This is a genomic window from Streptomyces sp. NPDC107538, assembly GCF_055657445.1.
The window spans coordinates 42,639-67,967 of sequence record NZ_JBVKAY010000001.1 but is presented as its reverse complement, the minus strand read 5'-3'; the positions used below and the strand labels follow the sequence as shown (position 1 = coordinate 67,967).

Here is a 25,329-nt window from a genome sequence, read left to right as displayed (position 1 = left end):
GAGGCCGGTGGATCCGACTGCCGGCCCGATCCAGCGGCTCGCCTGTGCACTGAGGGAGCTGCGGCGAGCGGCGGGGAATCCGTCGTACCGGAGCATGGCGGACACCGCCGGGTTCACCGCGGTCACCCTGTCGAGGGCGGTGGACGGCACCCGACTGCCGTCACTCGCCGTGCTCCGCGGGTACGTGCGGGCGTGCGGGGGCGATGCGGCCGAATGGGAGATCCGGTGGAAGGAAGCCGAGGCCGAGGTCGCGGGCAAGCCGCGGGAGGATGAGGACGCCGCCTCACCGTATCGAGGGCTCGCCCGTTTCGAGCCGGACGACCGTGCCCTGTTCTTCGGGCGGGACCGGCTGGTGGGTGAACTGAGCGAGCTGGTGTGTTCGCACCGGTTCGCGGTGGTGTTCGGGGCGTCCGGGAGCGGGAAGTCGTCGTTGCTGCGGGCTGGCCTGATACCTCGGCTGCGCGAGCAGATCACGGGCCTGGGGCGGCCGGCGGCGCTGCGGGTATTCACGCCGGGGGCGCGGCCGGCTCGGACGTACGGGCATCTGCTCGCCCCCGGCGAGGACGAACCGGAGAGCTGGGTCGTCGTCGATCAGTTCGAGGAGGTCTTCACTCTCTGCCGGGACAAAGCCGAGCGGGACCGATTCCTCGATCTCCTCCTCACCGCCCGTGAGCCGGACAGTCGACTGAGGGTGCTCGTCTCCGTACGCGCCGACTTCTACGCCCGCTGCAGTGAGCACCGAGGGCTGGCGCAGGCGCTGCGCGGGGCGGCGATGCTGGTCGGGCCGATGACCACGGACGAACTGCGCGACATCGTGGTCAAGCCCGCACAGACGGCGGGACTCATCGTGGAGCGGGAGCTTACCGCGCGGATCGTCGAGGAGGTGCTCGACGAGCCCGGTGGGCTGCCGATGCTCTCGCACGCATTGCTGGAGACCTGGCGGCGGCGCCGGAGCCGGGTCCTGACACTGACTGCGTACGAGGCGGCGGGCGGGGTGCGGGGCGCGATCGCCACGACGGCGGAGGAGGCGTACGAGCGGCTGGCCGAGGCGCAGCAGCGGGCGGCACGGCGATTGCTGATGAGGATGATCGAGCCGGGTCAGGGCACGCCGGACACCCGGCGGCCACTCGGCAACGATGAACTGGCGGATTGGGCCGACCCTGACGTGGGGGTGGTGGTGGAGAGACTGACCCGGGCCCGGCTGCTGACAGCGGACGACGACGGTGTCCACCTCGCCCACGAGGCGTTGATCACCTGCTGGCCCCGGTTGCACAGTTGGATCGAGGAGGGCCGGGAGCGGCTACGGAACCACCGGCAGCTGACCGAGGCCGCGCGGGTATGGCTGGAGCACGACCACGACCCCGAAGCACTGTATCGGGGGGCCCGCCTGGCCCGTGCCGAGGAACTCTTCCCCGGCCACGCGAGTGAAGCCGCGCTCACCGCGACCGAACGGGACTTCCTCGTTGCCGCCTTCGAGGCCCGGGAAGCGGACGGCCGGGCCGGCGCCCGGGTCAGACGCCGGGCCCGGATCCTCGTCACCACCGTTTCGGCCATGCTGGCGGTGGCGCTTGTGGCCGGGCTCGTCGCCTGGCAGCAGCACGACAACAATCTGCGCCGCAGCACCGACGACACGGCCCGCCGGGTCGCCGACGTCGCCGACGGCCTGCGCACCACCGACCCACGTACCGCGATGTTGCTCGGCGTCGCCGCCTGGCGGATCTCCCCACTGCCCGAGTCCCGGCGGGCGCTGTTCGGCGCGCTGGCGCAGCCCGAGACCGATACCTTCACCGACCCCGCCCCCGAGGACGATCCCATGCGGTTCCTCGTCGACTCCGGCCACACCCTGCTCAGCGTCGACGGTCGTGTCTGGCGGACCTGGAACGTGGCCACCCATCGCCTTGCCTCTTCCGGACGACTGCCCGCCGGACAGGTCACCTCTGCGTCTCCCGACGGTCGAGTGCTCGCCATCGTCGAGGACGACGGGGACCTACGACTCTGGGGAAGGGTGTCCGGGCGGTGGGTCGACGTACCGAAGTCGACGGCAGACGTCATCGACTTCGGTGCCGGTGGCAGCCTCTACGTGGAAAGCGATGTAGGGGACGACCGGGTGCGGCTGCGCTCTGTCACTGACGGCCACACCCAGTTCGAGACCTCGGTGCCCAGCCCGACGGAAGTGGTCCCGAGCGCGGACGGCCGATTGGTGGCCGTCTGCCCCGCCGGGAAGGCTCCGCAGGTCCGGGAACTCGCCAACGACCGCATCTTGCACGGCGACTGGGAGCGAGCGGGCGCCCTCTGTGACGAACGTTCGATCCTGGTCTTCGGTCAAGGGGGCCGATTCGTCGTTCTTGCCAAGGACGTGGCGCATGTCTGGGACACCGCGTCGGGACACTCCGTCGCCGACCTCGACGCGCCTGGCGCGGAATACCCCTCCCTCAGCAAGGACGGCGCCTTCCTGGCGGCCGTACAGGGCGGCGATATCAAGGTGTGGCGGCTTGCCGCCCCCACCGCGCCGGTGTTCCGGTACCCCCTGAACAACCAGAGCCCCTACGGCACGCTCGCCTGGGACCCCGACCGCCCCAGCCTGCGCTATCTCGAAGGCGGCACGGTCCACACCCTTGACCTCGGCGCGGCCGTCACCTCAACTTGGGCCCCCCATCCGTCGACGGAGACCCTGCTCAGCCCTGACGGGCGTACGCTCGCTACCGCCGAGCGCACTGGGGCCACGTACCGCGTCCAGCTCCGCAACACAGGTGACGGGCACGTGATCCGCACCCTTCCCACTCCGCCACCACCCGCTCCCCGTGATCGGGCCGAGTCGGCCCCCGCCGTGCCCGAAGTCCAGCTCTTGATGGCCTTCAGCCAGGATGGCAACACACTCGCCTACGGCCTTACCGTCTCCCGAGGGATCCCAGCATCGCAGCGGATCACGTTCTGGGACCTGGCCCGCCGCCGCGAGCGGAGCACACTGGAACTGCCGACGTTCACCCCCGGTGAGTTGGTGGAGTCCCTGGCCCTCAGCCCCGAAGGCCGCAGCCTGTACATCACCCGCGCGACCTCGATCGGTGAGTACGCCCACGAGGTGTGGGACACAGTCCGCCACCAGCGGACCGCTCTGTTCCCGGGCGTGACCGGCAACGACCTGGCCGTGCGCCCCGACGGCCGACTGCTCGTCGGCGACGACCGCCTCGACCGTCTGCCCTCCGGTCCCGTCGCCCGGAAGGAACTGGTCCAGGGCGCGTCCATCGGTGCCCTCGCCTTCTCACCCGACGGCTCCCGCTTCGCGGCCGGTGACCTGGCCGGCCGGGTCAGCCTGTGGGACGCGGGCGTAAGGCACCGCGCTGGCGTGCTGCGCAACGTCTTCCCCACCCCATCCGACGACACCCCGGAGGGCGTCGGCGCCCTCGCCTTCAGCCCCGACGGCCACACGCTCGCCGTGGGCGGCGATGTCGGCACCCTCCAGCTTTGGGACACGTCCACCCAGCAGCCCCTCGGCGGGCCGCTCACCACCCCCGGTGACCCCGTCCGCTCCCTCGCCTTCAGTCCCGATGGCGCCACCCTCTACGCGACGGGCGCGCACGTGCCTCTCCAGCGGTACACCGTCGACCCCGAGCGGGCCGCCACGGAGGTCTGCGCCCGAGCGGCCCACGCGAACCTGACGAAGGAGCAGTGGCGTACCTACATCCCGGACGCGCCATATCGCGAATTCTGCGGTGTCTGAACCGCTCCGGGTCTGATGGAGGCTCAGGACTGTCCCGAGTTGGGTGGAGTCGGCTTGCTTGGTTTCAGGCTACTGGCGGGTTGCGGAGTTCGTACTCCACCGGGCTGAGCATGCCCAGCGCGGAGTGTCTGCGCTGGCGGTTGTGGAAGATTTCCAGGTACTCGAAGAGCGCGGTGGACAGCTCCAGCCGGGTCCGCCACCGTCTGCGGTTGAGCAGTTCGACCTGGACCCGGGCCCAGAAGGACTCCATCATCGCGTTGTCCACGCAGTCCCCGATGGAGCCCATCGAGGGCAGCAGGCCGGAGGCCCTCGCGCGCTGGGTGAATGCCCAGGACCCGAACTGCACTCCGTGATCGGAGTGGATGATGGTGCCGCCCGGCCGTGGGGAGCGGTTGCCGATGGCCATGGCCAGGGCGTTGGTGGTCAGCGCCGCTGTGGGTGAGGCGTCGATCGACCAGCCCACCACCCGTCGCGAGAACGTGTCCAGGACGACCGCGCAGTACACCTTGCCCTCAAAGGTGGGGTGCTCGGTGATGTCGGTGACCCATAGCTGGTCCCGGGCGTGACGGGTGAAGTTCCGCTCCACCAGGTCGGCGGCCGAGGGCGTCACGTGCTTGGTGCGGGGGCGTCGTCGGTTGCCGGGTAGGCCGTGCAGGCCGGCACGCTGCATCAGCAGCTCCACGGTGCCGTGGCTGACATGAATGTGCAGGCCCAGACCGAGCTCGGCGTGCACCCGGCGGGAGCCGTAGGTGCCGCGGGAGGCGGTGTGGATGCCCACGATGGCCTCGGTCAGCCAGGCGTGCTTGACCAGGCGATTCGACGGCGGACGGTCTCGCCAGGCGTAGTAACCGGACTCCGCGACGTGCAGTACTCGGCAGGCCAGTTGCACCGGGAGGTGTTCTCGGGCCATCACGCGGATGGCTTCGAACCGCCTTTTGGGGACGTTACCTCACCCAGCAGTTCGGCGGCCCGCCGGTGGATGGCCAACTCGGCCTCCAGCTCGGCGATGCGCTTGCGGGCCGCAGCCAGTTCAGACAGATCGCTGCTGGTCGTGCCTGGCAATTGTCCGGTGTCGATGAGGTGTTGACGCCGCCAGACGTAGATCGTCTGGTCGCTGATGCCGAGGAGTTGCGCAACCTCGGCGATCTTCCTTCCGGATGCGACGAGATCGAGAACCTTACGGCGGAACTCGGGCGGATAGCTGCGGGGCATCACGGCCTCCGAATGCTGCTGGATTGTCAATTGTCCAGCAACCCGACTCCAATTGAACCGGGGCATACCACGGACTCTTCTCACTTCGCCCGGGCCCAAGCCACACACCAGCGGCTTCAATGGGGCGGAGATCGCAAGCTATGACGGACTACAGATAAGTCACCTTGGCAGACATGTAAAAGCTCTTCATGCATGGCTGAAAGCCGGATTTCGAGTACGGCCGGAGCACGGTAGTTGCTACCGGTAGTTCGTTAAATCCGGCGGTAGAGGTCAATGCCGTGTCCTGTGGTGACCGCGTCGATCAGGGCCTGGAGGTCGGGGGGTGGGTCCGTGTCCGTCCAGGCCTGCCACCACCGGTTGAGGGTGAGGCGGGGATGAGCCAGGAGCGGATGGCTCGTAAGGCCCTTGGCCAGCAGGGCTGTTGGGGCCGGTGGTGTTCGGCTGGTCCCCTCTCTGGCCCCTCCTCGGGGCACGGGTCCGGCACGGTGTCATCCAGGGGTCCGGGTGGAGCGAACCACTGGTCCCAGCAGAAGGAGAAGGCACAGTTGACCAGGGTCTGGTGGCGGCGGATGGCGCGGTCGGAGCGGACCTGGAAGTCGGCCCAGCCCAGTTCGTCCTTGATCTGCTTGTAGCTCTGCTCGATCCACGGCCGCAGGCCGTAGAGGCGGACGATCTCGACGACGTCGGCCGGCGGGTGCGGGCTGGTCGCATGTGGTGCGTTGGGGCAGGTTGGTGGCCAGGTACCAGGTGGCCTTCTCCGGCAGGCCGGCCGGGTCGGTGGTGGCCACGACCAGGCGGCAGGGTGAGTCGGGGCCGTAGCCGCCCAGGCGGGCGTCGGCGGCCCACCAGGTCTCGGTGTGCCCGTCGCGGAAGTGACGCTCCACAGGTGCCCAGTCGCCGGGACGCCTTGCACCCTTCCAGGTCAGGGCGTGGGCCGCCTCGATCGGGGTGTGTGGCTGGTCGGCCGGTGCCCAGGTGCCGCGGTGCGGCTTGAGCGCGACGACGTAGGCCAGGCCTGCCTCACGCAGTGCGAGGTACCAGGTGTCGCTGACGGAGTAGGCGCAGTCGGCGACCACGGCCCGGCAGGCGAAGCCCGCCTCCTTCCCGCGGGTCGCGAGAGCTGCGGCCAGCTGTGGTTTCGTGCGGAAGGCCAAATCGGACCGGCCGCGGGCGAAGTGGTGGGCGGGGGTGTAGGGGTGCGCGTGCAGCGGGTAGTACACGCGGCCGTCGGTCCACACCGTCGTCACCGTGACGATGCCGTTGTCCGTCTTGCCCAGCCGGCCCAGCCACTGGCGGCCCACATTCGCGGTCGCGGTGCCGTCCTTGCGGTCCCCAGAGTCGTCGATCACGATGACCCCGCCATCGTGCGGAGCCGTCGCCGGCTCCTCGCGCAGCAGCTCAAGGCGCCGGTCGTTGACCCGTTCAGCCTCCCAGGGCGACTCGGACAGGAAGAACTGCAGCCGCTGCACCCCCGGCATGCCCGCACCCGCCACCGGCTCCGCCCCGGCCAGGCAGGTGATCGTCTTGTTCCGCTCCCGCGGCGCCAGCAGCCCGGTCAGATACTCACGAAACCCCCGCTCCGCTGGGCCAGGGTGAAGAAGATGTCGTCGAACCGGGCCGCGTAGTCCTACAACGGTCCCGGCGCGGGCGGACACGGACGGCGAGCGGTCATCTTCAGCCCCCAGCAAGCCAGTTGACTCCTACCACCGGCCTACGGCCAACCCGACCTGTCGTCAACCCATGCCACGACCGGATTTAACGAACTACCGCTATGCCGTCACAAGCAACCAGCTTCATCATCACGTCATGCTTCGCCCACACCAGCCGCACCGGATCGAAAGCCGAGCCCCAGTCGAGAACCAGACGCCATGTCAGATACATACAGTCAGACAACCCTCGATGCCCCCTTTCAGAAACCGAACCCCATCGCACAGAAACCGCACCACCACCGCTCTCAGGTAAGCCCAGCAAAGTAGGCTGATCAGCCAGTCCGAGAAGTAACCCAGTTCCTGATGGTTTGGATCCTTCTAGGCGAAATGACCCAACCGGCGAAAGTGCCGTCGAACGATACCCAGCCGGCACAACGCCGCAGGTCGGTTCGTGTGGTCCCCGCACCCGCGGGGGTGGTCCCCCGGAGAGATCACCACGGCCGCCGCCTGGGACGTGGTCCCCGCACCCGCGGGGGTGGTCCCGGCGCGGTCGTCGTCGGACAGTCGCTTTGGCAGTGGTCCCCGCACCCGCGGGGGTGGTCCCCCGGAGAGATCACCACGGCCGCCGCCTGGGACGTGGTCCCCGCACCCGCGGGGGTGGTCCCGGCGCGGTCGTCGTCGGACAGTCGCTTTGGCAGTGGTCCCCGCACCCGCGGGGGTGGTCCCGCTCACTACCGAACCTACCGGTAAGGGCCCCCTGTGGTCCCCGCACCCGCGGGGGTGGTCCCCACGTGCCGTTGACGGAGAGCGCGTTCATCGTGTGGTCCCCGCACCCGCGGGGGTGGTCCCGGCCGTGGGCCGGGTTCCAACCTGAGGCGCCAGTGGTCCCCGCACCCGCGGGGGTGGTCCCTGGACGATCATCGGCCTGGTCATCAAGCACTGGTGGTCCCCGCACCCGCCGGGGTGGTCCCATGCGGCTCAGCCTGACGAGCACGCTCTCGTCGTGGTCCCCGCACCCGCGGGGGTGGTCCCTGCACGTTCTGCGGCGCTCCGCCCGCATCGAAGTGGTCCCCGCACCCGCGGGGGTGGTCCCGACGTATGGACCGACGTTCAGGTCTCCGGGCTGTGGTCCCCGCACCCGCGGGGGTGGTCCCTTCTGCTGGGGGCAGAGGGCGCGGACGTAGCGGTGGTCCCCGCACCCGCGGGGGTGGTCCCGCCCTCCTGGTGACCGAAGCGCGGCCAGAAATGTGGTCCCCACGGAACGAGAACATGCGGGTCATGTACTCGTCGAGACGAGAGTCAGGTCGCACCGACAGTACGCGTGGCAACTGCCCCCCCCTGAGCCCGCATTGCCGCTACTCAGCGTGCTCAACTTTCGGAGCAAGGTTCGCACGCTGCCGCGATCGACCGGGGTGGCCCTGGGGAGACTCTGGGGAGTTTCGGCTGCGCTGGGGAGCGTCTGGGGAGAATCGACCGCATAGCCCCTCGCGAACCTGAAAGACACGGAAAGAAGCATCCGTGCAGGTCAGAGGCACCTCGAATCGCAGAAGACCAGGTCAGAGGGGCCCGGTAAACAACTTCATGACGGACGTGTCCAGAACCATCAGGAACTGCGCCGTCCCGAGAACGATCAGAGCCCGCCAGCGCTTCACCACGCCCACCTCACCGACTAGACCCACACCACCACCGCCGCCGCAACCCGGACGACGGCCGTTCCGCACCCTCCATCGCAGCTCAGAAGCCCTGTCGGCGCCTCACCCGCCACGGGCGAGGCAACCCCTTCCCACCCCGCGACCACGGGCCGCCGCAGCGGCGGCCCGTTCGCGACAGCGCCATCTCACGCGCCCGGCACACCGCCTCACATACGACCGCGATCGGGCCTGGGGAGAATCTGGGGAGAATCAATCGGCCGTCGGACTCCCCAGCCATCCATCGATGACGGCGCGTCCCTTCCTGCCTGCTTCCGGGATGAAGTGGGCGTAGTAACGGAGGGTCACTGTCGGCGATGAGTGCCCGAGGCAGCGGGCCACGGTCACCACGGACTCCCCCGCCTCCGACATCATCGAGGCGAAGGTGTGCCGCAGTACGTGGAAGCCGTCTCTCGGCGCCGCCTGCCACTGCCATGGCTTCGCTCCCGGAGGGCGCGGCGGGATGACTCCGGGAGCGTGAAGTACAGCCGACCCTTGTGCGACTGCACTTGGCGGCGGACGTGAACCACGCCTGTCGCGTAGTCGATGTCCTCCGGGCTCAGTCCGTCGACCTCGCCCTGACGGGGCCCGCAGCCCAGGCCGAGCACAACGGCTGTCCGGTATCGCGGGCTGATGGCCTCGCGGACGCGCAACGCCGTGTCCAATTCCTGAGCGGAAGCCGGCCCTGCCACGCGAGCGAGCGAAGTCGTCACCGTGTCCGGCGACCGCCGAGGTGAACCGTGCGCCCGCCCGGCCCGGGTCCTGGTCGGCGTAGATGGCGAGATCCCACAGAGCGTGAGCCGTATCTCCGTGGTGCTGGGCCTCGTCGTAGTACGCCATCCACAGTGGATCCTCGGCCGGGTTCGAGTGGGCGAACGCGTCGTCGGCCGCGCCGACCGCGGCCATCGTGCCCTGTACATCGCGCATCTTTCCGAAAGCACGTGGCGCGAGCGGGGTGAGGCGGGACTGATGTCGAAGGGGCGGGGAGGCGGTGGCACACGGCTGGCCTGACGAGCGCTGGACGCTCGCGCGGATCCGGCCGCTGATCGGGCGGATGTTCCACAAGAGCCAACCAGACCCGGGGCGACCGACCGGTGCACTGATGTCCGGGTGGAGAATCATGGGACATGGCCCGGCACCCGGCTCAGGTTCCGGGGAGGATACGGCGCGTTTCGTAGGCCCACATGGCGATCTCGACCCGGTTGCGGGCGCCGAGTTTGGCCATCAGGCTGGCCAGATGCGTCTTCACCGTGCTGAGGCTGATGTGCAGCGCGTCGGCGATCTCGGTGTTGGTCAGCCCGCGGGCGACGGCGAGGAGCACCTGCTCCTCGCGGGCGGTGACGGGGGAGACCGGCTGGGCCGCGGGCCGGCCGGCGGGCAGGTCCGCGAACGCCTGGAGCAGACGGACGGTGACGCTGGGCGCGATGAGCGCCTCACCGTCGGACGCCGACCGTACGGCCTGCGCCAGAAGGTCCGGTCCCGTGTCCTTGAGGAGGAATCCGCGGGCGCCCGCGCGCAGCGCGCCGTAGACGTACTCGTCGAGGTCGAACGTGGTGATGACGACCACGACCAGCGGGTCGGCGACGCCCGGGCCGGCGATCAGCCGGGTGGCCTCGAGCCCGTCGAGCACGGGCATGCGGATGTCGAACAGGCAGACGTCGGGGCGCAGTTCGCGGGCCAGACGTACCGCTTCGTGTCCGTCGGCGGCCTCGCCGACCACCTCGATGCCGGGCTGGGCGTTCAGCATGATCCGCAGCCCGGTGCGGATGATCGCCTGGTCGTCAGCGACGAGGACGCGAATGGACACCGCTCTCGCTCCTCGCTCTCGGCAGTTCGGCGTCGACATGCCAGCCCCGGTCGGTACCCGGGCCGGCTCGTAGTGTGCCGCCGAGCAGGGTCGCGCGCTCGCGCAGTCCGGCGAGTCCGTATCCGTCGCGACCCCGGCCGGTGCGTTGGCCGTTGTCGCGCACGCTCACCCGCACCATGTGCCGCTCCGCTGCGACCCGGACGACGAGCTCGGTCGCGTCGACCGCATGGCGCATCGCGTTGGTCACCGACTCCTGCACGATCCGGTAGACGGCCGCGTCCACGGCAGGGGGCAGCGCGTCCAACTCGCCGTCGAGCCCCAGGTCCACCCTGAGGCGACCACCCGGGGTGCGCACCAGGCGCTCCAGATCCGCGACGCCGGCAGGGGGCGCCAGCTCGGCGCCGACCTCGCGGTCACGCAGCGCGGCGACCATGGCGCGCATTTCCTCCAGCGTGCGCGCCCCTTCCTCCTCGACCTCCTCCAGCGCCTCGACGGCGGCGGACGGGTCGGTGCCCGCGAGCACCCGGCCCGCCTGGGCGATGATCACCATGGCCGACACGTGGTGGGCCACCGTGTCGTGCAGTTCCCGGGCGAGCTGCTCGCGCTCGCGGGAACGCACCTGCTCCAACTGCCGCTCGCGACCGGTCACCCAGAACCGCACGGCGGCCCCGACCACGCCGGGCATCAGCAGGAAGACGAGGCCTACGACGTTCTCGCCGACCGGGGTCTCGTCCGTGACGGAACACACCGCGCCGACCGCGAGGATCACCGCGCCGCCCAGCACGATCTCGCGTCCCGATCCCCACCGGGACAGCGCGTACACCAGCACGAGCACGACCACGCCGGTGTGCAGGCCGACGGGCTCGCGCGGAGCGGCGACGAGCGAGGCCACCTGGAGCAGGACCACCGAGCCGAACGCCAGCGTGACCATCGCCAGCGGGCGGGTCCGGCGCCACAGGGGCAGCAGGCACAGCCATAGGGCGAACACCACCGCCACCGGCCGCCACACGACGTTCTCGCGCAGGGTGGCCTCCAGCACCACACCGCCCAGGCCCACGGCGAGCAGCGCCCAGTCCCGCCACACCCGGGCGGGCGCGTCGGGCGGCCGGGGCTCGGTCCACAGGGTGCGCAGGTCGTCTCGGAGCACGGTTCTCAGCCTAGGCGCGGCGCCGTGCCGCGCATCGGCCGAAAGGACGGGGTCTCTCTCCGACTTGGGGCCGACGGATCCGCGGCCCGCGAGCCGATGCTGCGGAGCGCCGTGGCGACCAACCTCGGCATCGGCGGCCGAACAAGGACGGCCGACGAGGTGGTTGGAGGACCCGATGCTGTCGAAAGCCCTGTTGCGCCTGGGCGGGGGCGCCGCCCGCCATCCCTGGCGGGTGATCGCGGCATGGCTGGTCGCCGCCACGCTCGCCGTCCTCGCCGCCGTCGCCTTCGGCGGACGGACCGCGGACTCGATGACCGCTCCGGGGCTGGACTCCCAGCGGGCCGCGGAACTGATCGAGCGGGCCGGCAGCGGCCAGGAGGGGATGACCGCCCAGGTGGTCGTCACCCCCCTGGACGGTGCTGCGACGTTCTTCGACCACGACAGCGCGCGCACCGCTCTCACGCGGCTGCAGACCGAGGTGAAGCGGCTGCCGCACGTGCTCGGCACGAGCGACCCGGCGGGGGCACTCGACGCAGGCGGGGACACCGCCGTGCGCGGCGGTCTCGTCTCGGCCGACGGGCGGATCGCGGTCGTCCGGGTGCAGTACCCCGACCAGAGCCGGCTGTCGGCCGAAGACCTCGACGCCCTCGTCGGTCTCGGCGACCGGCTGCGCGCCGAACTGCCCCTGCGCATCGAGATGGGCGGGAACCTCTTCTACGCCTTCTCCGACCCCGACGGCGGCGCGAGCGAGCTGATCGGCCTCCTCGCCGCGGCCGCGATCCTGTTCCTCGCGTTCGGTTCGCTCGTCGCCGCCGCGCTGCCGATCGGCATGGCGGTCTTCGGACTGACCATAGGAGTTGCCACGATGACGGTGTTGGCGGGGGTGACGGACGTGCCGACCTTCGCCCCCGTGCTGGGAAGCATGGTCGGACTCGGAGTGGGCATCGACTACGCGCTGTTCGTGCTCGCCAGGCACCGGGAGTACCTCGCGCGCGGGCTCGATCCGCACGAGGCGGCGGGGCGCGCGGTGGCCACGGCGGGGAGGCCCGTTGTCTTCGCCGGCGGCGTCGTCGTCGTGTCGATCCTCGGCCTGGCGGTCGCGAACGTGCCGTTCATGACGGTGGGCGGGCTCGCCGTCTCGATCGTCGTCCTGATCATGGTGCTCGCGTCGGTGACGCTGCTGCCGGCCTTCCTCGGCGCGGCGGGCCCGCGGCTCGGCCGGGTCGGCCGGATCGGCCGGGCACTTCGGGCCGGGCGGTCGGGCCGGCTGGGCCGGCGGCGGGACACGGCGGCGGGCAACGCTCCCGCCGCCGGGTGGCGGCGCTGGATCGGGCACGTCGGCCGGCACCCGGCGCTGTACGCGATCGGGGCGGCGGTGCTGCTGCTGACCGCGACGCTGCCCGTGCTCGGCCTGCGCGTCGGCCTGCCCGACGACGGCTCACTGCCCCGCAGCCGTACCGAGCGCCGGGCCTACGACCTCGTCGCCGAGGGGTTCGGCCCGGGCACCAACGGTCCCCTCGTCATCGCCGCGGACCCCGCCGGTGATCCGGGAGTGCTCGACCGACTCGTCGGGGCGGTCGCGGCGGATCCGGGCATCGCGTCCGTCGCGCCGACGCACATCGATCGGGCCACCGGCATCGCGACCCTCGTGGTGTTCCCGACCACCAGCCCACAGGACAAGGCCACGGCCGACACCATCGCCCGGCTGCGCACCGACGTGCTGCCCACGGCGATCGGGCACGGCCCGGCCAGGGCCCACGTCGGCGGCGCCGCCGCGAGCCTGTCCGATGTGGGCCAACGCACCAGCGAACGCCTGCCGTTGTTCGTCGCCGCCGTGCTGGCGCTCTCGTTCCTGCTGCTGATGCTGGTCTTCCGCTCGGTCGTCGTACCGCTCAAGGCGGTGCTGCTGAATCTGCTGAGCATCGGCGCGGCCTACGGCATCATGGTCGCGGTCTTCCAGTGGGGCTGGGGAGGCGCACTCATCGGGCTGGAAGCGACGGTTCCGATCGTGTCGTTCATCCCGATGTTCCTCTTCGCCATCCTGTTCGGCCTGTCGATGGACTACGAGGTGTTCCTGCTCTCCCGCGTACGCGAGGAGTACCTGCGCACCGGCGACAACGGCACGGCGATCGTCGAGGGCGTCTCGGGCACGGCCCGGATCATCACCTCGGCCGCCCTCATCATGGTGGCGGTCTTCCTGTCCTTCGCCGTCGCCGACGACCCCTCCACCAAAATGTTCGGGCTCGGCCTGGCCACCGCGATCTTCATCGACGCCACGGTCGTACGCATGGTGCTGGTCCCGGCGACCATGACACTCCTCGGCCGGACCAACTGGTGGCTGCCGAAGGGGCTGGACCGGATACTTCCCCGCGGCCCGGTCGACACGGACGACACCGACCCGGAGTCCACGGGTGAGGCTCCGCGTTCACGGCTGGTCGGCCGTTGACTCAACTCCTGCCCGCCCTTTGGCGTCCGGCATCTCAGCGCGTCGCCTGGTACTGCGACGGTGCTCGTTGACGATGGTGGTGTCCATGATCGCCATGAAGTTCGCGGCGATGAACACCACGCAGACCGCGGCCTTCGTGGAGACTCGGCGACCGAGTGGCGGGGAGGGCCCCCGGCCGGTGGGTGCTGCCGCGGGCCTCACCGGCCGTGCCGCAGCCAGTGGACTTGGGCGTCGGTCAACGGGAGGCGTCGGGCCTTGAGGGAGCGGTCGATCTGGTCGGTCGTCCTGGCGCCTATGGACGGCCACACCGCGGGGTGCTGAAGGGTCCAGGCCAGGGCCACCGTCTCGGGCCGCGAGCCGAGTCGGGCGGCCAGTTCCTGGCAGCGGTGTCGTCGGGCGCGGTTGTCCTCGGTGTCGTACGGGCCCGGTCTGCCGTTGACTTCCCGCGCCTCGTCGCGGGCGAAGTAGCCGCGGGCCTGCGAGGACCAGGCGAGCAGGGGCAGCCGGTGTGCGCGGACCACGTCGAGGATGGCGGTGTCGGCGTGCAGGCTGCCGCCCAGCAGCGCCGGGTCGGGTTCGGCGAGGCTGAACTGGTAGCTGGCGACGGGGGTGTAGCCCCGCTCGGCCAGCTCGATGGCGAGTGCGGACAGGCGTTGCGCCTGCCAGTTGGAGGCGCCGACGCGGCGGACGTAGCCGGCTTCGAGGAGGCTCACCAGGGTGTCGGCGAGTTCGGCGACGGGCCGGGCGGGGTCGTCACAGTGGTAGAGGAGGACGTCGATGGTCTCGACGCCCAGGTTCTCCAGTGCGGCCCGTACGTGCTCGTGGACAGTGTCGCGGCTGAGCGGGATGTCGGCGCCGGTGGTGTCGTGGCCGACTTTGGTGGCCACGCCGAGGGTGCCGGGGTTCTGGCGCAGCCACTGCCCGATCGCTGTCTCGGCTTGTCCCTCGGCGTAGCTGTGGGAGGTCTCGATCAGCATGCCGCCGGCGTCGGCGAAGTGGGCCAGGCGCTCGGCGGAGGTCTCGGCCGGCTCCGCGCCGAAGGGACCGCCGAGGACGAAGCGGTGCGCCGCGCCGTCCGTGCCGTCCTGGTCGAGCAGTCCGTCGAGCGACTGCCGTGGCGACTGCGGCATCAGGCATCGCCCCCGGTGGCCTTGCCGAAGCCGTCGACGTCGGCGAACGGCCGGGGCAGGTGGGGCCGCAGCGGGATGCGGAAGGTGTTGAGCATCATCGCGGACATGGAGAAGCTGCCGATGCAGCCGATCAGGTCCAGCACGCCCTCTTCCCCGAACAGTGCCAGGGCGGCGGCGTAGGTGTCGTCCGTGACGAAGTGGTCGTAGAGCATCTCGTGTGCGAAGGCGTGGAAGACGCGCTCGTCCTCGGCCTTGAACTCGGGGTCCTCCCCGCGGGCGAGGCGTTCCAGGCATTCGGCCGGGATGCCTTCGGCAAGGGCCTGCTGGATGTGGGCGTTCCAGGCGGACTGGCTGTCGAAGTGGCGGCCCGCGATCAGCACGCTCAGTTCGCGCAGCCGCTGCGGGAAGCGGGACTCGTTACGGCAGTAGGCGCCGAGGTTCTCGACCCAGTGGGCCAGTTCCATGTTGCGCGCCCAGGCGAGGAACGGCGGCGGCGGTTCGACGTCGGGGCCGACGATGGTTTCGAGGAGTTCGGTCTGCTCGGGGGTGAGGCTCGTGAGCGGGGTCAGTCGCACGGTCGGGGTGCCTTTCGGTGGGAGGCAGGGTCACCAGGTGGTGGTCTGTGCCTGGAGGAAGCGGCGGTGGAAGTCCGTCCGCGCCGGGTCGGCCAGCGGGATCGAGGCCCAGCCGTGGCCGGTCTCGAAGACCTCGGGAAGGTGGGAGCGGGTCGCGGGCCAGACGGGCAGGTCCGGGCCGTTCGGATCGCCGGCCGACGCGAAGTTGGCCACGTACGCGGTCAGGAGAGCGGCGGTGTGGCGGTCCTCCTCGGTCCACGGCCGGCTCAGGGCGTGCAGGGATCCGAGCAGATAGGGGATCTCGGAGCCGTGGAACGCGCCGCGCGCCGCTCCCTCGGGGCCGGGCGGGGTGCGGGTCCAGAAGTGGGTGAAGACCGGACTGCGGGCGCCCTTGGCCCACTCACGCGCCCACAGGTGGGTGCTGGTGCGCGCGGAGTCGGCGCGGGCGGCGGCGTGTTGCGCACTCGCCGCGGTGTCGGTCGTCGCCGGGTACAGGGTCAGGAACTCCGCCGCGAAGTCGCCGTAGCGGCCGGCCGCCCTGCGTTCGTACTCCTCGACGGTCAGCACGACACCCGGTCCGGCTCCGCTCTCGTCGCGGTTGTTCCCGAGGAGCAGCGGTACGTCGTTCTGGGCCCCGGCGTCCAGGATCGCGCCGTAGGTGCCGGGCAGCACCCGGCCGTCGACGACCGGCCGGAACAACGGGGGTGGCGGAGTACCGGGGATGCGGGGATCGTCGGCCGTGCTGCCCTTCACCAGCGCTTCGACCGGCAGGGCCCGCAGTTGCTCCGGCGTAGCGGCGCCGCGCTCGCGCGCGTAGGCGGCCCCGTCGTGCTCCGCCTGCGCGAGGGTGCGGTGGGAGGGGGCGAGTGTGGCGGTCGCCGGGTCCTTGGGGTGCAGTACGGCGCTCTCCGCGATGGCCGCGTGGAACAGGCCGGACGCGAGCGGGGAGTAGACGAGGTCCATCACTGACGCGGCGCCGGACGACTGCCCAGCGACGGTGACCCGTCCGGGGTCACCGCCGAAGGCCTCGATGTTGCGCCGCACCCACTGCAGTGCGGCGATCTGGTCGAGCAGGCCGTAGTTGCCGGAGGTCCCGTCTGCCGCTTCGTCGGTGAGTTCCGGTGTGGCGAGGTAACCCAGGACGCCGAGGCGGCTGTTGACGGTGACGACCACCAGGCCCCGGGCGGCCAGGGCGGAGCCGTCGTACTGCGGGTCGGCCCCGGAGCCGTAGAGAAAGCGACCGCCGTGCAGCCAGACCAGGACAGGGAGGCGTTCGGCCGACTGCACGGCGGCGGTCCAGATGGTGAGGTTGAGGCAGTCCTCGCCGCGCGGGAGCGCCGGGTCGGCGAGGCCGGAGGGTGGCTGAGGACAGACAGGGCCGAAGGTGTCGGCGGGCCGTGTGCCGTCCCACGTGGCGGGTGGCATCGGGGGGCGCCAGCGGTTCGGTCCCCCGGTACCGGCCCCGTAGGGCACGCCCTTGTACACCGTGACGCCAGGAAGCAGGGCCCGGGTCCCGGAGACCAGGCCGTACTCGGTGCGCGCCGTGGGGCACGGAGAGGTCATAGGTGTCTCCTTCCAGGAGGGGTCGGCCGCGCTCCGGGCACGGCCGGGCCGGGGTGACCGGAGGGGCGGGGCACCGCGTGCGTCGCGAGAGCCCGTGCCCTGCGGTGTGAGGGGTGCGGACGACGCCGTGAGGCGAGAGCCGTGCGTTGCGGGGCGGGCTGCTCTCGCCCGGCCACGGGACAGGGATACGTGGCCGGTCGGGGATGTCGGGCCCGCAGGGGCCCCGGGATGCCGCCGACACGCGCGCTGTTCCAGCGTTCCGGATACCTCTTCGGAGCGCGGTGGCGGTCGCGCGCTCAGGGCGGCGGGTGGTGAGATCGGGCGGCCGCTCTGCGGCTCGGGGCGGGCCGACGTCCCGACGTCCGTAGCGGACGGCACCGGCGACCGCGATCGGCATTCGTACTCCGCGGCGTGCCCGTCCTGTCGGCGGTTCATGCCGGCCCGCCCGCTGAGGTGGGGAGGCGATGGGCGGCAGCCCGTGCGGGCGCCGTCAGTGCCTGGGAGCTCTGTCAGCGCCACGCGGCGGGGCGAAGCCTCGTCAGGCGGTGCGCCACCATGCGTAGTACTTGTCGCCGTAGCCGTCCATGATGTCGGGGTACTCGTGGTCGGCGTCCGGGTACTCGAAGAAGTCGTGCGGCACGTCGAGTGAGGTGAAGCGGGCGTCCAGGTCACGGATGGTGGGCGCCAGGCGGTCGTCGAGGCGGCCGGACAGCAGGCGGACCTGGCTGGTGCGGCGCAGTTCGGGGGCGTTGGCGAGGACCAGGCTCCAGGGGTGGCAGAGGTCGTAGTACTCCTGGTCTCCGAAGTAGGTGTTGTTGACCCGGTCTTCGGGCTCGTCCTTGAGGTCGCGCAGGATGGCGGGGGCGACCGCGGACACCTTGCCGAAGATCTTCGGGTACTTCAGGCCCAGGTGGAGGGCGCCGAAGCCGCCCATGGAGAAGCCCTCGACGGTGCGGGCGGCGGCCTCGGGGATCGTGCGGTAGGTGTCGTCCATGTGCTGGACGAGGTCGAAGGCGGTGATCTGGGCGAGCGGGCGGGCGCCGTCCTTGGAGTCGACGTACCAGCCGATCGGCAGGATCTGCGGGACGACGACGATCGTCGGCGGAATCACCTCGTTCCGGATCGCCTTGTCGATCCGCGCAACCATTTCCGAACCCTGGCGGGCATTGCCGAATCCGCCGTGGAGCCAGTAAATGACGGGGAAGCGCCGGTCGGGCTCGGTCTCGTACTGGGGCGGGAGGTAGAGCTGGTAACTGCCCTGGGCGTCCGCGCTGCCGCGCGAGGGCTGCGGGTAGAGACCGAAAGTGGTGAGTTCCTGGTCCTCCTGGACCTCGTCGATCCACTGCTGTTCGATCTCTGCCATCTGCTCAAGGGTGGTGCGTACCTTGTGGACCTTCTCTGCCACGGGGTGAGTCCTCTCGGGTGAGCTGTCGCTGTGGGCTCCGGGGTCCTCCGAGGTGGACGCGGCAGCCCTCCGGCCCACCCAACCCCGATTGGCGTTCCATTACGCGGAATGCCGTATTCTCTAGCGGAACGCTCATCAGTGAAGACCTCACGACGGGAGACTGTCAATGGCCGGGATGGAAACTTCAGAGGACTCACAGGGAGGCGGCCGAGGCGGGCGCAGTTCCATCGCGGGCAATGCCACCGACAAGGCCCTCAACCTGCTGGACGCCGCCGCGGCACCCGGCTATCCCCACCGGCTCGGGGAGATCGCCGCTGCCGCGGGCGTCCCCAAGGCGAGCGCCCACCGCATCCTGCAGAGCCTGGTGGCCGCCTCCTACCTCGCCACCGACGGCACCGGCAGCTACAGCCCCGGCCCCCGGCTGCGCGCCCTCGCGGCCCGCGTCACCCAGGGCTGCGCCGAGGACCAGGTGATGCGCGCCGAGCTGGAGGTGCTCAGCCGGCGCACCGGGCTCACCGCGCAGATGGGCGTGCGGACCGGCGACAGCATCACGCTGCTGGTCAAGGTGGCCGGCCCGAACCCGGTGCAGGAGTCCTCCCGGGTGGGCCGGCAACTGCCGCCGCACACCACCGCCATCGGCAAGTGCGTGCTCGCCGCCATGGACGACGACGAGGTCAGGGCGTTCGTGGAGCGTGCCGGACTGACGGCCCGCACCGAGAACTCGATCCCCGGCCTAGCCGCCCTGCGCACCGAACTCGCCAGGGTGCGCGAGCAGGGTTTCGCCCTCGACGAGGAGGAGAACGAGATCGGGGTACGCTGCCTCGCCGCTCCCGTCCGCGACGCCCGGGGCAGGGTCGTCGGCGGTGTCGGCCTCGCCACGATCACCTTCCTGGAGTCCCGCGAAGCGCTCCTGGACCGCAAGGATCTGCTGCTCACGACCGCCGAAGCGCTGCACGGACTGCTGGGCTGACCCCCTGCCGGCACCTCCACCCGTGCATGATCCGCACTCTTAGATTGCGCATTCGTCAGGCAATTCGCCTTGTACGGCGGCTGGACACCGACGCACCGTTTCAGCAGGGTTACAGCACTCGACCGATCGTGTCCCGTCCGGCCAGCCCCCGGACGGGACAGAGACATCGGCGTTGAACGCCTGAGCACTATTCCTCGCGAGCAGCGGGAGCACCTCCGGTTCGTCGCCGCTCAATCCCCGGTACCGCCGATCCCGTACGGCCCTCGACCGGCCGTCGCCATGGCGGACCTCCGCGACGCAAAAACCCTTCTCCACTCCCCGGCCCGTCGGCCGAATCGTCGCCCGCACCCGCGCACCGCGCTCGTGCCGGCGCCCTCCGCCCGTCTCCGCGGCCGGCGGCCCCGCCGACGCGTCACCCACAGCACCCGCGCGCCCCGCCCGATCCATGGCAGCGCCCCAGCCGAGCTCCAGAGCAACCGAGCAAGGAGAGCCATGTCTTCCCACGACCTCGCACCGCCACGGCCCGCGTCGAGAACACTTCGTTCCGCCCGCTACGGCCTTCCCGCCCTGTGCGCCGCGCTGTCGCTCGCGCTGACCGCCTGCGGCGGCGGGACCGACACCGGTACGGGCGCCCAGAGCACCGGCAAGCCCGTCGCCGGCGACACCCTCACCGTCGCCGAACAGCAGGCCCCGCCCCACCTGAACCCGGGCACGGCCGACCTCGGCTTCGTCGACTTCACCATGCTGTCGTACGAATCGCTGTTCTACCTCTCCCCCGCGGGCAAGGTGGAACCGGCCCTGGCGAAGTCCTGGAAGTACGTCGGCACGGGCAACAAGGAGCTGTCCGTCACCCTGCGCTCCGGCGTGAAGTTCGCCGACGGGACGGCGGTGACCGCCGACGCCGTGAAGGCGTCGCTGGAGTACGCGAAGAAGGCCCAGGGCAACCAGGCCCACTACCTCACCCACGCCACCATCACGGCCCCCGGCCCGCTGACGCTGACCATCAAGCTGGCCGAGCCGAACCCGATCCTGCCCACGCTGCTGACGCAGTCGTACGGCATCGGGCAGATCATCAGCCCCAAGGGCCTGGAGAACACGGCGAGTCTGACGCCCACGAAGACCAGCCAGGGCGCGGGCCCGTACGTCTACGAGCCCTCCGACAGCGTCGCCGGCGACCACTACACGTACACCGCCAACCCGAACTACTACGACAAGTCCAAGCAGCACTACAAGGAGATCGTGATCCGGATCGTCCAGAACGGCCAGACCGCGATCAACGCCATGAAGACCGGCCAGATCGACGTCTACAAGGGCGACTACACCTCCGCCGCCTCGGCCGAGTCCGCCGGCATGTCGACCGTCGGACTGCCGGTGATCATGCAAGGACTCAGCCTCATCGACCGCGAGGGGGAGGTCTCCGAGCCGCTCGGTGACGTCCGCGTCCGGCAGGCCATCAACTACGCCATCGACCGCGAGGCCGTCACCAAGGCACTCCTCGGCGACCAGGGCACGCCCACCGTGCAGACCGTGATCAAGGGCGGGAGCGGCTACTCGGAAGACCTCGCCGACCACTACCCGTACGACCCGGCCAAGGCCAAGGAGCTGCTGAAGGAGGCCGGTTACGCCGACGGCTTCGAACTGCCGGTCCTGGCCGCCACGTTCGTCGGCTTCGACACCATGGCCGAGGCGATCGCCGGGCAGTTGGAGAAGGTCGGAATCAAGGTCAAGGTCACCGCCGTCTCCAGCATCACCTCCTTCGTGGAGAACCAGACCAACAAGAAGTACCCGGCCGTCTCCGGCGGGTTCACCGAGGAGCCGATGTACCTGGAGGGCCTGGACCTGTTCATGCCCGGCTCCAAGGTCTTCAACGGTTTCGGCTCCAGCTCCCCTGAACTGACCGAGCTCTTCGACAAGGCGGCCGCCGCCGAACCGGCCGAACGCACCGAGCTCGACCGGCAGATGCAGGAGTACCTGGTGGAGAACGCCTGGTTCGCCCCGGTCGCCTTCACCCCGGTCAACTACTACGTCCGCCCCGGCATCGGCGGCGTGAAGGTCAGCGCGGGAGCGCCCTTCGCCAGCCCGCTGGCCTTCTACGCCACCAAGTAGCGCTCCGGGCGGCCCCGCCTGACCGGGGGCCGCCCGGCTCGAGAAAGGAGAGAGGTGAGATGCACCGGATCCTCTTCCGCTGGCTGCTCGGCGCGATCCCCGTCGTGTTCGGCGTCTCGGTCCTGACGTTCGTCCTCACCAGTCTGGTGCCGGGCGACCCGGGGCGCACCATCCTCGGTGCGAACGCGAGCCCCGCCCAGGTGAAGGCGCTCAACACCCAGCTCGGCCTCGACCACCCGCTGCCGGTCCGCTACTGGGACTGGCTGACCTCCGCCCTGCACGGCGACCTCGGCGCCTCCCTCACCTCCGGGGTCCCGGTGAGCGACCAGCTCAGCTCCCGCCTGGGCGTCACACTCTCGCTGATCGGCGGCGCGATCCTGGTCGCCGCCGTCGCCGGGGTGGCACTCGGGGTGCTCAGCGCCCTGAAGGGAGGCTGGCTGGGACGGACGGTGGACGGCATCTCGCTCGTCGGACTCGCCGTGCCCAACTTCTGGTTCGGGCTGGTCCTGATGACGGCCTTCGCCGTGCGGCTGCCGCTGTTCCCGGCCACCGGGTACGTACCGTTCACCGAGTCTCCGGTCCAGTGGTTCGAGTCGCTGGTCCTGCCGGTGCTGACCCTGGGGGTGCCGGCCACCGCGCCGGTGGCCAAGCAGACCCGCGACGGTGTGCTCACCCAGCTGAACCGCGACTACGTCCGCGTACTGCGGGCGCGCGGCATCCCCGAGCGGTCGGTGCTCTTCCGGCACGTGCTGCGCAACGCCGCCGCACCGATCGTCACCGTGCTCGGTGTCGTCGTGGTGACCCTGTTCGGCGGCACCGTGCTGGCCGAAACCCTGTTCGTGATGCCGGGCCTCGGCGGCCTGGCCGTGACGGCCGCGCAGACGCAGGACATCCCGATGGTCCAGGGGGTCGCTCTCGTCTTCACGATCGCCGTGATGCTGATCAATCTGCTGATCGAAGTGGTGTACGCGATGCTCAACCCGAAGGTGCGGACATGAAGAGCCCAGTGGACGGCCTCATGAAGGGCTTCGTGAAGGGCTTCGTGCGCAAGCGGGCGGCCTTCGTCTCCGCCTGCTGTCTCCTCCTCGTCGTCCTGGTCACCCTGAACGCCGGCCGGCTCGCCCCCTACGATCCCGACGAGCAGGACCTGACCGCCGCGCTCCAAGGCCCCAGCGGCCAACACTGGCTGGGCACAGGCGAGTTGGGCCGGGACGTGCTGAGCCGGCTGATGCACGGCGGGCAGATCACCCTGCTCGGGGTGGTCATCACCCTCTCCGTGTATCTGGTGATCGGAGTCCCGGCCGGCATGGTCGCGGGCTACCGGGGCGGCTGGTTCGACCGGCTCGTCCTCAAGAGCGCGGAACTCGTCTCCGCCGTACCCGTGATCATCGTGCTCCTGGTGGTGCTCTCCGTCTTCACCAACGACGAGAGCGCGGCCATGGCCGCCAACGGCCTGCTCGGCGCACCCCTGTTGGCCCGGGTCGTGCGCTCGGCCACGCTGGGGGTCAAGGAGGAGTTGTACGTCCGCGCCGCCGTCGCGAGCGGCATCCGCGACCGGGTGATCATCCGCCGGCACGTCGCCCCGCGCGTCAGCGGTGTCATCCTGGTCCAGGCCTCCGTGTACGGCGCCTATGCCGTGCTGCTGGAGACCGGGCTCGGCTTCCTCGGCCTGGGTACCACCGAGGCCAGCTGGGGCAGCATGATCGCCGAGGCGTCGAAGAACGTCGGTACCGATCCCTGGCTGCTGGTGCCCTCCGGCTTGATGATCATCAGCTTCATCCTGGCCCTGGGCCTGTTGAGCGACGGTCTGCGTGACACCTTGGCCGAGCGGTACGCGCCCCCGGCCGACAAGCCACCGTCCCGTAGGCGCCGCGCGGCTGCCGCGGCCGCCGCTGTGGCACCGCGGCCGTCGGTCCAGTCCGTGGGAGAGCCGCCCGCCGACGCTCTGCTCTCCGTCCGCGGCCTGACCGTCGCGCTGCCGGTGGACGGCAAGGCGACCGAGGTGATCCGGGACGTCTCCTTCGACCTGGCGGCCGGCGAGGTCCTGGGGATCGTCGGCGAGACCGGCTGCGGCAAGACCATCACCGCGACCTCGCTGCTGGGCATGCTGCCGGCGGGCGGCGAGATCACCACCGGCACCATCCGCTTCGAGGGCGCCGACCTCGCCCACGCCGACGCGGCGTCGCTGCGGCGGATCCGGGGCCGCCGTATCGGCTGGATCTCCCAGGACCCGATCTCCAGCCTGGACCCGTCGTTCACGGCCGGAGCCCAGGTCGCCGAGGCCGTCCGGGTGCACACCGGGTGCACCCGCAAGGAGGCCAGGCAGCGCGTGTTGGAGCTCTTCGAGAAGGTACGGCTGCCCGACCCGGCCCGCGTCGCCGCGAGTTACCCGCACCAGCTGTCCGGAGGCATGGCCCAACGCGTGGGCATCGCCGCCTCGTTGGCGGGTGATCCCGCCCTGGTCATCGCCGACGAACCCACCACCGCGCTCGACGTGACCGTGCAGGCGGAGATCCTGGACCTGCTGCGCGAACTCCAGGCCTCCGGCACCGCCGTCATTCTCATCACCCACGACTGGGGAGTTCTGGCCGACCTGTGCGACCGGGCTGTGGTGATGTACGCCGGCGAGGTCGTCGAGGAGGCCGAGGTGACCGCCCTGGTCACCACGCCGGCCCACCCCTACACGGCCGGCCTGTTGCGCTCCGACCCCCACCACGCGGTGCCGGGCGAGCCGCTTCCCGCTGTGGAGGGCGCCGTGCCGCCTCCGCCCCAGTGGCCGGTCGGCTGCCACTTCCAGAACCGCTGCCCACGGGTGACCGACGCCTGCCGTGAAAAGCCGGTCGTCATCTCCCAGTTGGCGACCCTGGAGCGTTCGACCCGATGTCTGAAGCCCCTCGAACTGACCGGAGGCGCACCTCGTGACTGACCTGGTGAAGGTGCGCGACCTGAGCGTCACCTACCCCCGGCCACGCCGCAGCGGCGGCCCGCTCAACGCCGTACGCGGCGTCGACCTGACCGTGCGCCGCGGCGAGACCGTCGGACTGGTCGGCGAGTCCGGCTCGGGCAAGTCGACCATCGGCTCCGCACTCCTCGGGCTCGTCCCCGCGGCCGACGGCACGATCGCCTTCGACGGCACGGACATCACCCGCGCCTCCCGCACGGACCGCCGATCGCTGGCCCGCCGGATGCAGGTGGTCTTCCAGGACCCCTACGGATCCATGAACCCGGCGCACACCGTGGGCGACACCCTCGCCGAATCGCTGCGGTACAACCTGGCCCTGCCCGCCGAGGAGATCCAGAAGCGGGTGCTGCGCGCCCTCGACGACGTGGGGCTGCCGCCCGGTGCCGCCCGCCGCTATCCGGCCGCCTTCTCCGGCGGCCAGCGCCAACGCATCGCCATCGCAAGGGCATTGGTGATGGAACCCGACTTCATCGTGTGCGACGAGGCGGTCAGCGCACTGGACCTGTCCGTGCAGGCACAGGTCCTCAACCTGCTCGCCCGGCTCAAGGACACCCGTGGCCTGAGCTACCTCTTCATCTCCCACGACCTCGCGGTCGTGCGCTACCTCAGCGACAGCGTCGTCGTCCTCTACGCCGGCCGGGTCGTCGAGCACGGCCCGGCGGCCCGCGTCGCCGACACCCCCGCCCACCCGTACACCCGCGCCCTGCTGGCGGCGGCCCCGGTCCCCGACCCGGTGGCCCAACTCGCGCGCCGCACCGAACGGCTGCGCGCCGTCGCCACCACCCCCGTGACAACGGGACGTCCCGGCACTGGCTGCGATTTCGCCGCTCGCTGTCCCTTCGCCCAGGAGATCTGCCGGACGACCCGCCCCGAACTGACCGACCGGGACGGCGTCGCCGTCGCCTGCCACCGCTACGACCACGTCATGGACCAGGCCGCGTAACCGCGGAC

General features: G+C 70.8%; 15 protein-coding genes, 2 pseudogenes and 1 CRISPR repeat array. Of the genes and pseudogenes, 8 read left to right on the top strand and 9 right to left on the bottom strand.

From position 1 onward, the window contains the following. Positions 1-7: 7 nt before the first annotated feature. On the top strand, positions 8-3,718 hold the full coding sequence (locus tag ACZ7MG_RS00280) for an nSTAND1 domain-containing NTPase (RefSeq protein WP_471387204.1): 3,711 nt from the start codon (positions 8-10) through the stop codon (positions 3,716-3,718). A 64-nt stretch (positions 3,719-3,782) separates the two neighbouring features. Here ACZ7MG_RS00280 and ACZ7MG_RS00275 read toward each other — a convergent pair. From ACZ7MG_RS00275 to ACZ7MG_RS00265, 3 genes and pseudogenes are all read right to left on the bottom strand, one after another. After that, positions 3,783-4,930 (bottom strand): annotated as a pseudogene (locus ACZ7MG_RS00275) (IS3 family transposase). A 270-nt stretch (positions 4,931-5,200) separates the two neighbouring features. Beyond that, positions 5,201-6,602 (bottom strand): annotated as a pseudogene (locus tag ACZ7MG_RS00270) (IS701 family transposase). Between the two features lie 430 nt (positions 6,603-7,032). Then, positions 7,033-7,794: direct repeats of the CRISPR family, unit length 29 nt; unit sequence GTGGTCCCCGCACCCGCGGGGGTGGTCCC. A 686-nt stretch (positions 7,795-8,480) separates the two neighbouring features. Beyond that, positions 8,481-8,639 carry an integrase gene (locus ACZ7MG_RS00265; RefSeq protein WP_471387402.1) on the bottom strand — a complete coding sequence of 53 codons (159 nt, stop codon included), beginning with the start codon at positions 8,637-8,639 and terminating at the stop codon, positions 8,481-8,483. Between the two features lie 423 nt (positions 8,640-9,062). Between ACZ7MG_RS00265 and ACZ7MG_RS00260 the strand changes: the two genes are divergently transcribed. Continuing rightward, the gene (locus tag ACZ7MG_RS00260) at positions 9,063-9,278 is read left to right on the top strand and encodes a hypothetical protein (protein ID WP_471387201.1); all 216 of its coding nucleotides are present in this window, start codon (positions 9,063-9,065) and stop codon (positions 9,276-9,278) included. Positions 9,279-9,411: 133 nt separating this feature from the next. Here ACZ7MG_RS00260 and ACZ7MG_RS00255 read toward each other — a convergent pair whose 3' ends face one another. Together ACZ7MG_RS00255 and ACZ7MG_RS00250 are read right to left on the bottom strand one after the other, a co-directional pair. Beyond that, positions 9,412-10,074 carry a response regulator gene (locus ACZ7MG_RS00255; protein ID WP_471387199.1) on the bottom strand — a complete coding sequence of 221 codons (663 nt, stop codon included), beginning with the start codon at positions 10,072-10,074 and terminating at the stop codon, positions 9,412-9,414. Continuing rightward, on the bottom strand, positions 10,049-11,221 hold the full coding sequence (locus ACZ7MG_RS00250) for a sensor histidine kinase (protein WP_471387196.1): 1,173 nt from the start codon (positions 11,219-11,221) through the stop codon (positions 10,049-10,051). Before ACZ7MG_RS00250 ends, ACZ7MG_RS00255 begins: the two co-directional genes overlap by 26 nt. 175 nt (positions 11,222-11,396) lie before the next feature. Between ACZ7MG_RS00250 and ACZ7MG_RS00245 the strand changes: the two genes are divergently transcribed. After that, positions 11,397-13,667 carry an MMPL family transporter gene (locus ACZ7MG_RS00245; RefSeq protein WP_471387193.1) on the top strand — a complete coding sequence of 757 codons (2,271 nt, stop codon included), beginning with the start codon at positions 11,397-11,399 and terminating at the stop codon, positions 13,665-13,667. Positions 13,668-13,864: 197 nt separating this feature from the next. Here ACZ7MG_RS00245 and ACZ7MG_RS00240 read toward each other — a convergent pair whose 3' ends face one another. The 4 genes from ACZ7MG_RS00240 to ACZ7MG_RS00225 form a co-directional block, all read right to left on the bottom strand. Next, the gene (locus ACZ7MG_RS00240; protein WP_471387190.1) at positions 13,865-14,797 is read right to left on the bottom strand and encodes an aldo/keto reductase; all 933 of its coding nucleotides are present in this window, start codon (positions 14,795-14,797) and stop codon (positions 13,865-13,867) included. Further along, positions 14,797-15,372 carry a carboxymuconolactone decarboxylase family protein gene (locus ACZ7MG_RS00235; protein ID WP_471387187.1) on the bottom strand — a complete coding sequence of 192 codons (576 nt, stop codon included), beginning with the start codon at positions 15,370-15,372 and terminating at the stop codon, positions 14,797-14,799. Before ACZ7MG_RS00235 ends, ACZ7MG_RS00240 begins: the two co-directional genes overlap by 1 nt. Before the next feature lie 30 nt (positions 15,373-15,402). After that, entirely contained in the window at positions 15,403-16,935 is a 1,533-nt protein-coding gene (locus tag ACZ7MG_RS00230) for a carboxylesterase/lipase family protein (RefSeq protein WP_471387184.1), read from the bottom strand. Positions 16,936-17,473: 538 nt separating this feature from the next. Next, entirely contained in the window at positions 17,474-18,340 is an 867-nt protein-coding gene (locus ACZ7MG_RS00225; RefSeq protein WP_471387181.1) for an alpha/beta hydrolase, read from the bottom strand. A gap of 175 nt (positions 18,341-18,515) precedes the next feature. Between ACZ7MG_RS00225 and ACZ7MG_RS00220 the strand changes: the two genes are divergently transcribed. The 5 genes from ACZ7MG_RS00220 (at position 18,516) to ACZ7MG_RS00200 (ending at position 25,321) form a co-directional block, all read left to right on the top strand. Further along, positions 18,516-19,310 (top strand): IclR family transcriptional regulator, encoded by a 795-nt coding sequence (locus tag ACZ7MG_RS00220; protein ID WP_471387178.1) that lies wholly within the window; start codon positions 18,516-18,518, stop codon positions 19,308-19,310. A gap of 492 nt (positions 19,311-19,802) precedes the next feature. Next, on the top strand, positions 19,803-21,416 hold the full coding sequence (locus ACZ7MG_RS00215; protein WP_471946099.1) for an ABC transporter substrate-binding protein: 1,614 nt from the start codon (positions 19,803-19,805) through the stop codon (positions 21,414-21,416). A gap of 59 nt (positions 21,417-21,475) precedes the next feature. Further along, on the top strand, positions 21,476-22,414 hold the full coding sequence (locus ACZ7MG_RS00210; RefSeq protein WP_471387173.1) for an ABC transporter permease: 939 nt from the start codon (positions 21,476-21,478) through the stop codon (positions 22,412-22,414). Beyond that, positions 22,411-24,342 (top strand): dipeptide/oligopeptide/nickel ABC transporter permease/ATP-binding protein, encoded by a 1,932-nt coding sequence (locus ACZ7MG_RS00205; protein WP_471387171.1) that lies wholly within the window; start codon positions 22,411-22,413, stop codon positions 24,340-24,342. Before ACZ7MG_RS00210 ends, ACZ7MG_RS00205 begins: the two co-directional genes overlap by 4 nt. After that, positions 24,335-25,321 carry an ABC transporter ATP-binding protein gene (locus tag ACZ7MG_RS00200; RefSeq protein ID WP_471387169.1) on the top strand — a complete coding sequence of 329 codons (987 nt, stop codon included), beginning with the start codon at positions 24,335-24,337 and terminating at the stop codon, positions 25,319-25,321. The genes ACZ7MG_RS00205 and ACZ7MG_RS00200 overlap by 8 nt, the downstream gene beginning before the upstream one ends. The last annotated feature ends 8 nt before the right edge of the window (positions 25,322-25,329 follow it).

Excerpts from the sequence above, each read along its gene's own strand:
- ACZ7MG_RS00240 (WP_471387190.1), bottom strand. The coding sequence starts at position 14,797 with ATGCCGCAGTCGCCACGGCAGTCGCTCGACGGACTGCTCGACCAGGAC.
- ACZ7MG_RS00245 (WP_471387193.1), top strand. The coding sequence starts at position 11,397 with ATGCTGTCGAAAGCCCTGTTGCGCCTGGGCGGGGGCGCCGCCCGCCAT.
- ACZ7MG_RS00220 (WP_471387178.1), top strand. The coding sequence starts at position 18,516 with ATGGAAACTTCAGAGGACTCACAGGGAGGCGGCCGAGGCGGGCGCAGT.
- ACZ7MG_RS00265 (WP_471387402.1), bottom strand. The coding sequence starts at position 8,639 with ATGTCGGAGGCGGGGGAGTCCGTGGTGACCGTGGCCCGCTGCCTCGGG.
- ACZ7MG_RS00205 (WP_471387171.1), top strand. The coding sequence starts at position 22,411 with ATGAAGAGCCCAGTGGACGGCCTCATGAAGGGCTTCGTGAAGGGCTTC.
- ACZ7MG_RS00210 (WP_471387173.1), top strand. The coding sequence starts at position 21,476 with ATGCACCGGATCCTCTTCCGCTGGCTGCTCGGCGCGATCCCCGTCGTG.
- ACZ7MG_RS00215 (WP_471946099.1), top strand. The coding sequence starts at position 19,803 with ATGTCTTCCCACGACCTCGCACCGCCACGGCCCGCGTCGAGAACACTT.
- ACZ7MG_RS00230 (WP_471387184.1), bottom strand. The coding sequence starts at position 16,935 with ATGACCTCTCCGTGCCCCACGGCGCGCACCGAGTACGGCCTGGTCTCC.